At 32.0% G+C, this 14,461-nt stretch carries 13 protein-coding genes; 4 read left to right on the top strand and 9 right to left on the bottom strand.

Annotated elements, in window-relative coordinates; genetic code table 11:
• Positions 1-113: 113 nt before the first annotated feature.
• Positions 114-305 (top strand): cold-shock protein, encoded by a 192-nt coding sequence (locus ACFSSE_RS05735; RefSeq protein ID WP_379046642.1) that lies wholly within the window; start codon positions 114-116, stop codon positions 303-305.
• Positions 306-425: 120 nt separating this feature from the next.
• Here the strand turns inward: ACFSSE_RS05735 and ACFSSE_RS05730 are convergent, their stop codons facing one another.
• Both ACFSSE_RS05730 and ACFSSE_RS05725 read right to left on the bottom strand, forming a co-directional pair.
• Positions 426-992 (bottom strand): L-threonylcarbamoyladenylate synthase, encoded by a 567-nt coding sequence (locus tag ACFSSE_RS05730; RefSeq protein WP_379046646.1) that lies wholly within the window; start codon positions 990-992, stop codon positions 426-428.
• 127 nt (positions 993-1,119) lie between these two features.
• Positions 1,120-1,938 carry a 2,3,4,5-tetrahydropyridine-2,6-dicarboxylate N-succinyltransferase gene (locus tag ACFSSE_RS05725; RefSeq protein ID WP_379046649.1) on the bottom strand — a complete coding sequence of 273 codons (819 nt, stop codon included), beginning with the start codon at positions 1,936-1,938 and terminating at the stop codon, positions 1,120-1,122.
• Positions 1,939-2,013: 75 nt separating this feature from the next.
• Between ACFSSE_RS05725 and ACFSSE_RS05720 the strand changes: the two genes are divergently transcribed.
• Positions 2,014-2,415 carry an RNA-binding S4 domain-containing protein gene (locus ACFSSE_RS05720; RefSeq protein WP_379046652.1) on the top strand — a complete coding sequence of 134 codons (402 nt, stop codon included), beginning with the start codon at positions 2,014-2,016 and terminating at the stop codon, positions 2,413-2,415.
• Between the two features lie 213 nt (positions 2,416-2,628).
• On the opposite strand, the gene ACFSSE_RS05715 is transcribed toward ACFSSE_RS05720, so the two are convergent.
• The 6 genes from ACFSSE_RS05715 to ACFSSE_RS05690 all read right to left on the bottom strand — a co-directional run bounded on the left by ACFSSE_RS05715 (position 2,629) and on the right by ACFSSE_RS05690 (position 6,480).
• Complete coding sequence (locus ACFSSE_RS05715) at positions 2,629-2,784, bottom strand: hypothetical protein (RefSeq protein WP_379046655.1); 156 nt, start codon at positions 2,782-2,784, stop codon at positions 2,629-2,631.
• A gap of 176 nt (positions 2,785-2,960) precedes the next feature.
• The gene (locus ACFSSE_RS05710) at positions 2,961-3,938 is read right to left on the bottom strand and encodes a Gfo/Idh/MocA family protein (RefSeq protein ID WP_379046658.1); all 978 of its coding nucleotides are present in this window, start codon (positions 3,936-3,938) and stop codon (positions 2,961-2,963) included.
• A 214-nt stretch (positions 3,939-4,152) separates the two neighbouring features.
• Positions 4,153-4,626 carry a nucleoside deaminase gene (locus ACFSSE_RS05705; RefSeq protein ID WP_379046661.1) on the bottom strand — a complete coding sequence of 158 codons (474 nt, stop codon included), beginning with the start codon at positions 4,624-4,626 and terminating at the stop codon, positions 4,153-4,155.
• 63 nt (positions 4,627-4,689) lie between these two features.
• Positions 4,690-5,289 carry an OmpH family outer membrane protein gene (locus ACFSSE_RS05700; RefSeq protein ID WP_379046664.1) on the bottom strand — a complete coding sequence of 200 codons (600 nt, stop codon included), beginning with the start codon at positions 5,287-5,289 and terminating at the stop codon, positions 4,690-4,692.
• A gap of 148 nt (positions 5,290-5,437) precedes the next feature.
• Entirely contained in the window at positions 5,438-5,758 is a 321-nt protein-coding gene (trxA, locus tag ACFSSE_RS05695) for a thioredoxin (protein WP_379046667.1), read from the bottom strand.
• Between the two features lie 98 nt (positions 5,759-5,856).
• Positions 5,857-6,480, bottom strand: coding sequence for a hypothetical protein (locus ACFSSE_RS05690; RefSeq protein ID WP_379046670.1), 624 nt, complete (start codon positions 6,478-6,480; stop codon positions 5,857-5,859).
• Between the two features lie 145 nt (positions 6,481-6,625).
• On the opposite strand from ACFSSE_RS05690, the gene ACFSSE_RS05685 reads away from it, so the two are divergent.
• Positions 6,626-11,653: a translocation/assembly module TamB domain-containing protein gene (locus ACFSSE_RS05685; RefSeq protein ID WP_379046673.1), complete on the top strand. Its 5,028-nt coding sequence runs from the start codon at positions 6,626-6,628 to the stop codon at positions 11,651-11,653.
• Position 11,654: 1 nt separating this feature from the next.
• Positions 11,655-13,946: a translocation and assembly module lipoprotein TamL gene (gene tamL / locus ACFSSE_RS05680; RefSeq protein WP_379046676.1), complete on the top strand. Its 2,292-nt coding sequence runs from the start codon at positions 11,655-11,657 to the stop codon at positions 13,944-13,946.
• A 54-nt stretch (positions 13,947-14,000) separates the two neighbouring features.
• Here tamL and ACFSSE_RS05675 read toward each other — a convergent pair whose 3' ends face one another.
• Positions 14,001-14,360, bottom strand: a complete 360-nt coding sequence (locus ACFSSE_RS05675) for a DUF6249 domain-containing protein (protein ID WP_379046679.1) — start codon at positions 14,358-14,360, stop codon at positions 14,001-14,003.
• Between the last annotated feature and the right edge of the window lie 101 nt (positions 14,361-14,461).

The following is a 14,461-nucleotide window of genomic DNA, read 5'->3' as shown; positions in this document are numbered from 1 at the left end:
TTTTAAAACTTAAATTAAACAGTTTTAATTTAGCCGTTAAATAATTAAATTATTTTTATTTTTAGTTTAAACCAAATAATATGCTATCTTTGTAATAATTAAATAATATTATAATGAACAATGGAGTAGTAAAATTCTTCAATTCAACCAAAGGATTTGGTTTTATTAAAGAAGACGGAACAGACAAAGAATACTTTGCACATGTTTCAGGTTTAGTAGATGACGTTAGAGAAAACGACGAAGTAACTTTCGATTTACAAGACGGAAAAAAAGGATTAAATGCAGTAAATGTTAGACTTGCTTAATTAGCAGTTGAATTAATATATATCATTTAAAATTCGTTAATAACCATTGTCAAAAGCAATGGTTATTTTTTTGCTTAAAAATTAGTTTAGCGTTTCGACATCTAATTATAGTGAGAGGCATTACTTCCTTATAAAAGCAAATTTACCATCTGGCTCAAGTTTCATAATGGTTGAAGCTTGTTTTTTTTCTGAACTCATTTGTTCTAAATCAACCACGTAATCAACGCCATCAATTATTTCTTGTCTTATTTCTCCAAAATTTGCTGGTGTTACCTCGCCACTTATGTTTGCCGATGTAGAAACAATAGGTTTGCGAAAACGCTGAATTAATTGCTCACAAAAATTATGTTTTACAATACGTATTCCAATACTTCCGTCTGCATTTATTAAGTTGCTGGCTAAGTTTTTTGCTCCCGAATAAATGATAGTCAAAGGTTTTTCACTATATTCAATTAAATCATAAGCCACATCAGGAATTTCGGAAACATAGCTTTGTAATTTATTATCGGTATCTAACAAAATAATTAAGCTTTTGCTGTCTTCACGGTTTTTTAGAGCATAAACTTTGGCAACCGCTTCTGCATTTGTAGCATCGCAACCAATACCCCAAACTGTATCTGTAGGATATAAAATTAAACCACCTTGTTTTAAAACTTCAAAAGCTTTATTTATTTCTTCTTTTAACATGTGGATTTAATATCTATGATTTAGTGTTGAACACTATTTTTATGTTTTTTAAGCTGTAAGTTTTTGGTTTTAAGTTAAAGGTTGTAAGTATTTACTAACAACCTTTAACTTATCATTTACAACCTAATTAAACAGCTACATTATGCTCTCTTAAAGCTTCGTTTAGCGAAGTCTTTTTATCGGTTGATTCTTTTCTTTTACCAATAATTAAAGCGCAAGGAACTTGAAATTCGCCTGCTGGGAATTTTTTAGTATAAGAACCAGGGATTACTACAGAACGTTCTGGAACAACCATTTTATATTCTACTGGTTCTGGTCCTGTTACATCAATAATTTTAGTTGAGGCTGTTAAAACCACATTTGCACCTAAAACAACCTCTTTTTCTAACCTTACACCTTCAACAACAATCGCTCTTGACCCTATAAAGCAACCATCTTCTATAATAACCGGAGCAGCTTGTAGGGGCTCTAAAACACCACCAATGCCAACACCACCACTCAAATGCACATTTTTACCAATTTGCGCACAAGAACCAACAGTTGCCCAAGTATCCACCATTGTACCTTCATCAACAAAAGCACCAATGTTTACATAAGAAGGCATCATAATTACACCCTTTGCAAGGTGAGCACCGTATCTTGCAATAGCATGAGGTACTACACGTACGCCTTTTTCTTTATAGTCGGTTTTTAGTTTCATTTTATCATGAAACACAAAAGGTCCAACTTTAATTTCTTCCATCTCGCGAATAGGAAAATACAGAACTACTGCTTTTTTAATCCATTCGTTTACATGCCAAGTGCTACCAATTGGCTCTGCAACTCTAAATTCGCCAATATCTAATCGGTAAATAACACGTTCTATGGCATCTCTATATTCTTTAAAATTTAGCAGGTTTCTATCATCCCATGCTTCTTCTACGGCTTTTTTTAATTCGGCTATCATTGTAATTTTATTTTGAAAAGCGAAAATAAGGGTTTTTTTTACGATTACTCAGTAATTGCTTTATTTTTGACTAAAATGGCAGAGAAATTAAGAATTGATAAATATTTATGGTCTATCAGACTATTTAAAACTAGGTCTTTAGCAACAGATGCTTGTCGGGCTGGGCGTGTAAAAAAAGAAGGAACTAACATAAAAGCCAGTTACGAAGTTAAAATTGGCGAGGTTTTTCAAGTTTCAAAAGCTGTAGAGAAAAAAACAATTAAAGTTTTAGACTTGCTTTACACTCGTGTTGATGCAAAAAAAGCTGTTTTAGCTTACGCCGATTTAACACCACCGGAAGAAACTGCCAAATATAAATCCATGTTTCAATCTCCGCATTTACAAAGAGATGCTGGTACTGGAAGACCTACAAAAAAAGACAGAAGAGATATTGACGATTTAAGCGATAGTTTTTTTGACGTGGAGGAAGAGGAGTAGGTTTTTTGGGTTTTAAGTTATAGGTTGTAAGTTTTAAGTCGTGGTTTGTTTTGGGTGTAACCCGCAAAAAAGCGGGTCGGGCTATTCGCTACAATCTTTATTAGCCAAAAGCTAATAAAGGAATTTCGCTGCTATCCCTTAAGCATATAGAAAGGTGATTTTCTAACTAAATTTATTGAGAAAAAAATTTGAATAAGAATACAATTCCACTAATTATAAAGTAAATGCGCCCCAAACTTGTACATATAATGGTAATATTGGTCCGCTCCAATTAGTCTTTTTAGATGCAAATCCATTTTTTATTCCTTGATAAATTAAATATCCTGCAGTAAGAAATCCGATACCTACAAAAAAATATATCCAATTCATTTAAATCTTTTTTTGTCTTAAAATTTTTAAAGAGATTTAAGTGTGATTTAATTCCATTTTCTAGAAAGCTTATTAAGTTTAAGTGATTCTTTCTGACACTTAAAGCAGAGATAAGATCAATGAACAAATATAATCCACCAAGACAAGCCTAATGAACCAATGACTAAATGAACTAATTACCTAATCTCCCCAAAAACCTCCATCACTTTCAAACTTATTAAAGCATCTTGTAAAGAACAAGGATTTTCCTCTTCTCCTAAAAAGTAATTTACCGTTTTTTCAATCAAATGCTGTTGTACATGCTGCATAGGAGGGTAGTTGAAATTCACAGTTTTACCATTTTTAGTTAAGCTTAACAAACCATTAAAAAAGGAAAGTGTGATTTTTCCTTTGCTGCCAATAAATTCGCATTGCTCTACTTCATTATCTGGTTGACTGTTGAAACACCAAACTCCATTAAAAATTACGTCATCTTTAAAAGCAATTTGCCCAACAGTAATATCAGCTACATTGTTTTGCTTGCTTTGGTTTTTAGAAAAACCGTGGTACTGCAAAGGTTCTCCAAAAATATGAACCAAAATATCCAATTGATGAGGTGCTAAATCAAAAAACAAGCCTCCACCAGAAATTTCAGGGTTTATTCTCCAATTTTCATCAGTTTTTGCAATCGCTTCAGAATCTGGTTTTTGAAATAATTTAAGGTCGATGATTCTAATATCTCCAATAACTTTATCGTCAATTAATTCTTTAAGCTTAATAAATAGAGGTTGTGCCCGGCGGTAATGCGCTACGGTAACTTTATTTTTTGAGGCTTTCTCTACTTCAATAATTGTTTCGCATTCGGCACTGGTTAAGGTAACTGGTTTTTCTATGTAAACATGTTTGCCGGCTTTAAGTGCTTGTATTGCATAATCTTTATGTGGTGCAGGAGGTGTTGCTATATAAATAGCGTTGATATTTTCATCGTTAATTAATTCATCAGCGTTATTATGCCATTTATCAATATGATGTCTGTTTGCATAATCTTTGGCTTTATCCGCATCTCTACGCATTACTGCTTCAATTTTAGAATTTCGTACTTTGTTAAAAGCGGGGCCACTTTTTACCTCAGTAACATCGCCACAGCCTAATATTCCCCAAGTTATTTTTTCCATGTTTTGTAAGTATCGAGTATTTAGTATCAAGTATCAAGAACCTATTAGTTTACTTTGAGAGTATTTAGTATCAAGTATCAAGAACTTATCGGATTGCTTTTAATGATTGATAGGTATTTAGTATTAAGAACCTATATATAGTATTGATTTTTAGTAAGTATCAAGATCCTATCCACAAATGCCTTTAGCTTTAAACTTTAAGCTTTCTGCGTTTCTAATAATCTACTCTCCCTTCGGCAATATCCCACATTTTAAAAGCTTCTAGGGCTTCGTTATTTAACAACTGTTCTGCTTTTAATTTGCGGTCTTCGGGTTTTAAATCTAATTCTTCATAAATAAAGGCATCATCAAAACCAATTACTGCGGCATCTGTTTTAGTGTTCCCATAGTACATTTTATCTAATCTGGCCCAGTAAATTGCACCTAAACACATTGGGCAAGGCTCGCAACTGGTGTAAATTACACAACCTTCTAAAGTAAAAGTATTTAATTCTTTACAAGCTAAACGTATGGTTGCAACTTCTGCATGTGCAGTAGGGTCGTTAGTTGTAGTAACCGTATTTGCGCTTTTAGCAACAATCTTTCCGTCTTTTACTATTACAGCACCAAATGGGCCACCTAAACCTTTTTCTACATTTTGTTTAGAGAGCGCAATGGCTTCTCTCATAAATTCTTCGTGATTTTCCATTTATTTTATCATAAAAAAGGCTCAACAAATGCCGAGCCTTATCAAAATTATTTATTTTAAAAATTATTTTTTGTCGCTTTTGTAAGCTTCATTTAAGCCTTTGATAACGTCTTTAGTAACATCTAAACTTTCATCAGCAAATAAAATAGCACTATTACCTTTAGAGTAAGTTAAAACCATTTTATAACCTTTGTCTTTTGCGTGTTTTTTCAAGTACTCAGCAACTTTATCATACAGTTTTTCATTTTCTGTTGCTTCTTCGTTTTGTAAAGATGCACCTGCATTTTGCTGATAAGTTTGTAATTCTTGTTGTTTACGAGCTAAACGTTGTTCTGTTTGTTGTCTTTGATCGGCACTCATGGTGTTTGCACCTTGTTGGTATGCAGCAACTTCACGCTGAAAAGCAGCACCTTTATCTTTTAAATCAGCTTCTGCTTTTTTAGACTTTCCTTCAAACTTTCCTTTAATTTCTTTAAAATATTCGTAATTATTTAAAAGAGAATCAGAATTTACATACACAATTGTAGCATCATTAGCTACTTCTACTTTTGCACCTTCTTTGGTTTCTGTTGATTTTGTTTCTGGCTTATTACAAGCAACCACTGCTACCATAAACGCCATTCCGGCTGTTGCTTTTACAATTTTAGAGCTTAACTTATTCATTTTTATTTTTATGATTTACGCAAATATAGGGATTCATCAAAAGTATCCTAATGCTTTAGCTTTTTTAAACGTTAAAAGGTGTTAAATTTTTAAAAAAGAAAAGGTCTTTTTGTACAAAAAGACCTTTTTAAATAAAGAAATATGATTGTTATGCTATTTGAGCATCCAATTTACCAGCTAAAACTGATTTTGGCACAGCACCAATTTGTTTGTCAACAATTTCGCCACCTTTAAAAAATAATAAAGCAGGAATATTTCTTATTCCAAATTTCACAGAAATTTCTGGGTTATGGTCAACATTAACTTTCCCTATAACAGCTTTGCCATCATATTCTTTAGCTAATTCTTCTACCACTGGGCCAACCATACGACATGGTCCACACCATTCTGCCCAAAAATCTACCAATACTGGTTTATCTGATTTTAAAACTAACTCTTCAAAGTTAGCATCTGTTATTTCTAATGCCATGATATATAATTTTTATATTGAGTGAATCAAATATAAGACCAATGCTTAACTATCACAAATAGATAATTACAATCTTGCAATAGCATTACGTTATAATATTAAAATTTGTAGAAAATACTGAAGCTTTGATTTTGTAAACTCCCTTGATTATTAAATGAGAATGTACTGGATTCGCTAATATTTTCTTGATTATTAAAATTTTCAATAGTTTTATTTTTATTATAACTTAAACTCAATGAAGCTAAATTTGCGCTAATGCCAAAATGTTTAAAGGGTACCCACAAAATTCCTCCGTTGATGTTAGCAGCATATACATTAATTTTTGTATCAGAACTGCTTTGTAGTCCACTTTCTTGGAAAGAATAATATAAATTGGGAGTTAACTCTGCATAGAAGTTTTTTAGTAATGGAAACAACATTCCATATCCAACACTAAAACTATAACCCTTTATATCATCTTTGATGTCAGTATTATTTGAGTTATATGAACTTTTATTTTGATTATAAGCGACACCAAAGTTTAACCTTCTGTTGTCATTTACAAAATGACTATAATTTATCCCAAAATAATTATAGCCAATTTCATTGGTTTGTTGATTGCTCTCTAAATTAATTTTTTGAGTTCCAAAATTTAGCCCAATAAAATTGTCTCCTTTTAATTGTCCGAAAGAATAACCTATAGCAAAGCATACTATACTAAGTGTGATAATTGTTTTTTTCATAATTTTTTTTGTCGCGGTAAATTTATATGTACTTGTTTTACGGAACAAAACATACATTAGTGATATTAAGTAATTGTTAAGGTTTAGGAATTAGTACAATTATTTGGCTTAACCTTTGAATAACAATTTACTAAAACGTATATCATTGAATAAATATCTAAAACTTAGCCTCAAAATATTAGCTTGGATAGTTGGAAGCATTATTGGTCTTTTTTTATTAATTGTTGTTCTTATTCAAGTTCCGGCAGTCCAAAATATTGTAAAAAATAAGGTTGTGAGCTTTTTAGAAGGCAAATTTAAAACGCCTGTTAAAATTGATAAAATAGAAATTGGTTTGCCCAAGAAACTGGTTTTACGAGGATTCTACTTTGAAAGCCAATCAAAAGATACGCTGTTAGCTGGTGATAAACTGGCAGTTGATATTTCGCTGTTCAAAATACTGGACAATCAAATTGAGCTAAACTCTATAGATATTGACGGAGTTATTGCAAATATTAGCAGAAACCAAGATTCAGTTTTTAATTTCGATTATATGCTTAACGCTTTTATGAGCGACCAAGCAAAGCCAGAAACCCCAACAGATACTTCTGCTGCCATGAAGTTTTCTATCAATAAAATTAATTTAGATAAAATTAGATTAAGATTTAATGATGCCGTCACTAAAAACAACATAGAGGTTTACTTAAATCATTTTGACACCAATATTAAAAAGTTTGACTTGGATAATATGGATTTCAAAATCCCTGAGATTACTTTAAACGGGTTAAATGTTAAATTAAAACAAGGTGCGTTAGAAGAAATTGCAAAAAGTGCTGTCGCTGTTGCCGATTCTGCTTCTGCATTACCAGATTTAAAGTTGGATATAGGTAAAGTTGATTTACAAAAAATTGTTTTGGCTTATGATAACGCAGGGAGCAAGCTAAATACGAATTTAAATTTGGGTAAATTAATTGTTGATTTTAATGAGATTGATTTAAAGAAACAATTGGTTGATATTAAGTCTTTAGAATTTACAGATTCTAAAGGGAATTTAGTTTTAGGCAAAGCAGAAAAAATAGCAGTTAAAAACGCCACCCAAACTGATACTTCTTCAGCGGCAGAAAATGCCAATTGGAAAGTAAATTTACGCAAAGCAGCTATTAATAATATTGCATTTGCTTTTGATGATATGAATGCTCCTCGCCTTAAAAAAGGAATGGATTTTATGCACTTAGACATGAAAAACATCAGCTTAAATACTGATAATTTCTATTATAGTTTAGATACCATTTCTGGTGATATCAACTCTTTTACCTTAAAAGATAAAAGTGGTTTTAATGTTCAAGAATTAAGAACAAGTTTTTATTACGGGCCAAAAAATGCTTTCTTAAAAAATTTATATCTAAAAACTCCACAAACTTTATTAAAAGATGAAGTGATTGCTAAATATCCTTCAAATGCAGCTTTAACTGAAACACCTGGAGAGTTATATATTGATGCAAACATCAGCGGAAGCAAATTAGGCTTTAAAGATATTTTGTTATTGGTGCCAACGCTTTCTACAACGGCGCCATTTAATACCATGCCCAATGCGGTAATGAATATAAATAGTAAAGTGATAGGGAAAGTTGACAATTTACGAATCCCAAATTTAGAAATTTCTGGTATTGGAAATACCCGCATTGCTGCTAGTGGGTCTATAAAAGGAATGCCTAACGTTGAGAAAGCTTATTTTGATTTAAATATCAGAGAATTTAAATCTACAGCTAAAGACATTAATGCATTTATTCCAAAAGGCACAATTCCATCAAACATTCAATTACCATCAAGTTTTGCCGCAAAAGGATTTTTTAAAGGAGGCGTTAATAATTTTAATACCAATTTGGCATTGGCAAGTAGCTTTGGCGCTGCGAAAATTAGAGCCAGTTTTGACCAACGTATTAAAAACAGAGAGAAATATAATGCCCTTTTAGATATCAATAATTTTGATGTTGGTAAACTGATAAAGAATGATTCGGTTGGGAAAATAACTTTAAGAGCGAACGTTAAAGGCATCGGGCTTGACCCAAAAACAGCCAATGCAAGTTTAGACGGTACTTTATTTAAAGCGGTTTATAATAAATACACTTATAAAAATTTAAACTTAAAAGGTAGTATCGCCAACGGTTTATTTAAAGCTGTTGCAGATATGAAGGACCCGAATGCATACTTTGATTTAGTAGCTAATGGTAGTTTTAAAGGTAAATACCCATCGGTTAAAATGAAATTGAATTTGGATAGTGTAGATTTAAAAGCATTAAATTTATACACCACTCCATTAAAATTAAGAGGTATTTTAGATGCTGATATTGAAACTTTAGATCCAAATTATTTAAACGGAAGTATTTATTTAACCAAACTGTTAATTGCCGATGCTAAAGAGCGTTATCAATTAGATTCTGTAAAAGTAATATCATCGGCAACAGCCAATAAAAATAGTTTAAAATTAACTTCTCAAATATTATCTGCCAGTATTGATGGTAAATACCAATTAACGGAAGTTGCTGCCGCTTTAAATAATACCATTGCAAAATATTACGATACTGGTTTAGCAACAACAAGACCTGATACTTTAAAATCGCAACAGTTTGCTTTTAAAATGAATGTTTCTGACGATCCAATTTTATATGCTTTGGTACCAACATTAACCAGAATAGAGCCGATTGTAATTGATGGAAGATACAATAGCAAGGGTGATACATTAATTGTAAACGGAACAATTCCGAAAGTGATTTATGCGGGATATACCATATCTAACGGTAGTTTAAAATTAAATACAGATAGTGCTGCATTAAATTACAGCTTGATAATAGATGAAATAAAAAGCGCTTCGCTATTGTTGCCACATACAAGTTTAACTGGGCAATTAAAAGACAATTTATTGGATTATAGGTTGTCTATTTTAGATAAAGAAGATAAAGAACGCTATTTAATTGCTGGTGATTTAAAAGCATTAGAAAATAAAGACAGTGAGTTTAGGTTAAATTTGGATGGCCTTAAACTTAACTATGATAATTGGAAAGTTAGTAATGATAACATTATACGGTTTGGCGGAAACGGGGTTTATGCCAATAATTTTGTGTTAAGTAACACCGGTCAATCAATTAAAATTCAGTCGCAAAATACTGCACCTAATGCACCTCTAGATATTGATTTTACCAATTTTAGAATAGAAACAATTACAAATATTATTTCTAAAGACTCTTTATTGGCTGGTGGTATAATTAACGGAAAAGTGCTGGCTAAAAATCTAACAACAACGCCAACTTTTAATGCAGATATGAACATAAAGGACTTTAACTTTATGACAGATACCGTAGGAAATGTTGCTGTAAAAGTAAATAATAATACGCCTGATATTTTTAATGCAGATGTAGCTATTACAGGCAATGGTAACCAAGTAAATTTGTTAGGTTCTTACAATATCAGCAACAGCGGTTTTGATATGGATTTGGATATGCAGCGTTTAAATTTAAAAAGCATACAAGGTTTTACTCTAGGAAACATGACGGATGCCATAGGTTATTTAAATGGAGCATTTAAAATTACCGGTAGTGTTGATGCACCAAAAGTGATAGGAGATGTAGCTTTTAACGATGCCGCTTTTAGAATTACAATGTTAAATACGTACTACAAGGTTGGTTCTGATAAAATTGAGTTTAATGGCGATGGGATTTTATTTAATGAGTTTGCATTAAAAGATTCTGCAAATAATAATTTGACTGTTAACGGCGCAATTTATACCCAAACATTTACAGATTTCAGGTTTAATTTAGAGGTAGATGCTGATAATTTTATGGCGGTAAACTCTACCGAAAAAGATAACGACCTGTTTTATGGAAAGCTGTTTTTTGACACTCGCTTACGTATAAAAGGAGATTTAGACAACCCAATTGTTGATGGTAGTTTAAAAATTAATAAGGAAACTGAATTAACTTTGGTTTTACCGCAAACTGACCCTGGAATTGCAGAAAGAGAGGGTATTGTTGAATTTGTAGACCAGGATGACCCCGAATTTAATAAAGCTTTTGTTTTACCGGATTCTTTAAATAAAACCGAAATAACAGGGATGACTTTAAATGTAAATATTGAAGTTGACCCCGAAGCTGCTTTAACAATGGTGATTGATAAAGGGAACGGTGATTTTGTTAAAATAAAAGGGGAAGCAGAATTAAGTGCAGGTATTGACCCATCTGGTAAAGTTTCTTTAACCGGAAAGTATGAATTGCAAGAAGGTTTTTATGAAATGTCTTTCAATTTTATAAAACGCCAGTTTAAGATAGACAAAGGAAGTACCGTTTTATGGACGGGTGAGCCAATGTCGGCAAGTTTGAATGTTACTGCAATTTACGTTGCAGAAACTGCACCTATAGATTTGGTAGGAGACCAATTAGGCTCTGCATCACAAGCGCAAAGAAATACATACAAGCAAGAGTTGCCATTTAATGTTTTATTAAAAATGAACGGCGAGTTGTTGAAACCAGAAATAACTTTTGATATCATATTGCCAGACGGTAACTACAATGTTTCATCAGAAGTTATTGATAACACTAAAATTAAATTGCAACAATTAAGGCAACAACCATCAGAGCTTAACAAGCAAGTATTTGCGTTGCTATTGTTGAATAGGTTTATTGGAGAAAATCCGTTTGCAAGCGAGGCTGGTTCTGGTGGGGCAGAATCTTTAGTGAGACAAAGTGTAAGTAAAATAATATCACAACAATTGAATGATTTTGCAGGTGATTTAATTGAAGGAGTTGAGCTTAATTTCGATTTGGAGTCTTCTGATGATTATACGACTGGAAATCGTGAAAACAGAACAGATTTGAATGTTGGTTTATCAAAAAGGTTGTTAAACGATAGGTTAAAAGTTACTATTGGAAGTAGTTTTGGTTTAGAAGGTCCGCAACAAAGTAATCAACAAGCTAATAATATTGCGGGTGATGTAGCAGTAGATTATTCTTTATCTAAAGACGGTAGATATTTACTCAGAGCATATCGAAAAAATCAATATCAAGTTGCATTACAAGGCCAAGTAATTGAAACAGGTTTAGGTTTTGTAATAACTATGGATTACAATAGATTTAGAGAGCTGTTTGAAAGATCGAGAGAGAAAAAAACAGATAAACAAGAACAAAATACAGAGAGCAAATAACATGAAATTCAAATCAACCATATATTTATTATTAATTGCTTTGTTTGCAACATCTTGTAGTAATACCAAATATTTACCTAAAGGAGAACTGCTTTACATGGGTGCTAAGCTAAATATTGAAGGCGATAGCGTAACAAAAAAAGAGAAATCTATTTTGGAAACAGAATTAACAAGTATTTTAAGACCCCGTCCTAATTCAAGTATTTTAGGTTTAAGACCCAAATTATGGATTTATAATATCACCAAAACAGATAAACAAAAAGGATTAAAACATTTTTTAAACACCAAATTTGGCCAAGCGCCTGTTTATTTTTCTAAAGTTGATTTAGATTATAACGTAAAACTGATTGAAAACAGGTTAGATAATAGAGGTTACTTTAAAGGTAGAGCTTATGCAGATTCTACCTCGAAAAATAAAAGAGCAACTGCAATTTACACGGTTAGGCCAAATTTTCAATACAAAATAAGAGAAGTTATTTTCCCAAATGATTCTAGCAAATTAGGTTTAGCTGTTAATGAAGAAAAGGAAACCACCTATTTTAAAGCCGGAGAACCTTATGATTTGGATAAAATTAAAGCAGAAAGAGATAGGATAGATGCTAAATTAAAAGAGAAAGGTTTCTTTTATTTTGGGTCTGATTATTTATTAGCGCAAGTTGATAGTACAGTTGGTAATCACCAAGTGGATATGATTCTAAAAATTAAGAACGAAACTCCTACAAAAGCAAAAAACGTATATAGTATTGGTGATATTTATGTTTACCCTGATTACAGTTTAGGTAATGATAGCCTTCAAAAAAGTACTGATTCTTTAGAGACTTACAAAGATTTAATTATTGTTGACCCTAATAAAAGATTCAAGCCCGATGTTTTTGACAGGGCCTTGCAATTTAATAAAGGAGATATTTATAATAGAACAGACCACAATTTATCTTTAAACAGATTGGTTAATGTGGGTACTTTTAAGTTTGTAAAAAATGAGTTTTTACCCTCAGATTCGTTAAATAGTGCTTTAGATGCTTATTATTATTTAACCCCGTTACCTAAAAAATCTATAAGAGTCGAATTATTAGGAAAAACAAATTCTGCAAATTATACAGGTTCAGAAGTAAACATTAATTGGACAAATAGAAATGCTTTTAGAGGTGCCGAACAACTAACTCTTACAGCCTTTGCTGGTTTAGAAACCCAAGTTTCTGGACAAAATGGTGGCTTTAATGTTTTGCGTTTTGGTGGTGATGCTAGCTTAATTTGGCCTAAATTTGTAACACCATTTGTTAAATTCAAATCTGTTTCTGCATTTACGCCAAAAACAGTTGCAACAATAGGTTTCGAGTATCAAAACAGATCACAATTGTATTCTCTAAATACTTTCCGCGGTTCTTTTGGTTATTTATGGAAAGAAAATGTACGAAAAGAACACTCTTTAAAATTATCCGAAATTACTTATACCAATTCCTCTAACATATCAGATCTTTATCAAAGACAGGCCGATAGCATCCCAAGTTTACAAAGGGTAATTGATAAGCAATTAATTTTCGGTCCGTCTTACAGTTATACTTATACAACCACTGCCGAAACACAAAAAAAGAATACATTTTATTATAAAGGTCAGGCCGATTTAGCTGGTACAGTTACAGGTTTATTTAAAAAAGGAGACGTTTTGAATGGCGATACAGCCAGAATTTTTAGTGTGCCATTTAGCCAGTACTTTAAAATTGAAAACGATTTTAGGCATTATATAAAATTTGGATCAAAATCTACAGTTGCCAGCAGGGTTATTGCTGGCTTTGGGCTACCATATGGCAACTCATCGCAAATGCCATTTATTAAACAGTTTTTTATTGGTGGTACAAACAGTTTAAGAGGTTTTAGAGCAAGATCTATTGGACCAGGTACTTCTAGGTTGGTAGTTGACGAAAATTCTTTTTTACCAGATCAATCTGGAGATATCAAATTGGAGTTTAATACAGAATATCGTTATGATTTCACCTCTATTTTTAAAGGGGCATTATTTGTAGATGCTGGAAATATATGGTTATTAAATGAAGATGTTAATAAACAAGGTGCTGCTTTTAGTAAAGAATTTATAAGTGAATTGGCCGCAGATGCCGGGGCAGGTGTAAGGTTAGATTTAACCTTTTTAATATTACGTTTGGATTTAGCTTTCCCAATTAGACAGCCATATTTGCCTAAAGGCGATAGATGGGTTTTTGATGCCATTAAATTTGGAGACAGGGATTGGCGAAGAGAAAACTTAGTATTCAATTTAGCAATTGGATATCCATTTTAAACAAAAAAGGCTTGGTTGTTTTGCAAACCAAGCCTTTTTTGTTTTATTTTGTTTTTATTTTAGCGTTTCCTTTTTCTCTATCAAATAAGAAATAAACAAGCCCAAGCCACCAAAAATAGCCATTAATGAGAAGTAGATAAACACCACTTTTTTATTCATATCCTCATTGCTGCTATTAAATACCGTAAAATCTAGTAAGTAGGCAATAAATAAACCCAAACCTAAGCCTATTAATAACAAACCCCATTTTAGGTTTTTGTAAGGTTGCGGTTGCGATTTTGAAAAGCTGATATCTATACCTTTTTCAATCATTGCCATGCGCTCTTTATTAACCATATAACGCAAGCCAAAAATTGCTGCAAAAGTCGTGATAAAGAATGTAATTGGAATCAAAATTTCTGTTTGGTAACTCATCGTATTTATTTTTAAATTATATTAATAATTGTTATGATTTCTAAACTAAGACCACCAACTTTTTAATCAGGTTACAGCAACAATAAAAAATAATTTTCGAA

This window comes from Pedobacter alpinus, from assembly GCF_042684645.1.
Lineage (GTDB): Bacteria > Bacteroidota > Bacteroidia > Sphingobacteriales > Sphingobacteriaceae > Pseudopedobacter > Pseudopedobacter alpinus.
This window is presented reverse-complemented; position numbering and strand designations above follow the sequence as displayed.

Coding starts and splice junctions, on each gene's coding strand:
- ACFSSE_RS05735 (WP_379046642.1), top strand. CDS start 114: ATGAACAATGGAGTAGTAAAATTCTTCAATTCAACCAAAGGATTTGGT.
- ACFSSE_RS05730 (WP_379046646.1), bottom strand. CDS start 992: ATGTTAAAAGAAGAAATAAATAAAGCTTTTGAAGTTTTAAAACAAGGT.
- ACFSSE_RS05725 (WP_379046649.1), bottom strand. CDS start 1,938: ATGATAGCCGAATTAAAAAAAGCCGTAGAAGAAGCATGGGATGATAGA.
- ACFSSE_RS05720 (WP_379046652.1), top strand. CDS start 2,014: ATGGCAGAGAAATTAAGAATTGATAAATATTTATGGTCTATCAGACTA.
- ACFSSE_RS05715 (WP_379046655.1), bottom strand. CDS start 2,784: ATGAATTGGATATATTTTTTTGTAGGTATCGGATTTCTTACTGCAGGA.
- ACFSSE_RS05710 (WP_379046658.1), bottom strand. CDS start 3,938: ATGGAAAAAATAACTTGGGGAATATTAGGCTGTGGCGATGTTACTGAG.
- ACFSSE_RS05705 (WP_379046661.1), bottom strand. CDS start 4,626: ATGGAAAATCACGAAGAATTTATGAGAGAAGCCATTGCGCTCTCTAAA.
- ACFSSE_RS05700 (WP_379046664.1), bottom strand. CDS start 5,289: ATGAATAAGTTAAGCTCTAAAATTGTAAAAGCAACAGCCGGAATGGCG.
- trxA (WP_379046667.1), bottom strand. CDS start 5,758: ATGGCATTAGAAATAACAGATGCTAACTTTGAAGAGTTAGTTTTAAAA.
- ACFSSE_RS05690 (WP_379046670.1), bottom strand. CDS start 6,480: ATGAAAAAAACAATTATCACACTTAGTATAGTATGCTTTGCTATAGGT.
- tamL (WP_379046676.1), top strand. CDS start 11,655: ATGAAATTCAAATCAACCATATATTTATTATTAATTGCTTTGTTTGCA.
- ACFSSE_RS05675 (WP_379046679.1), bottom strand. CDS start 14,360: ATGAGTTACCAAACAGAAATTTTGATTCCAATTACATTCTTTATCACG.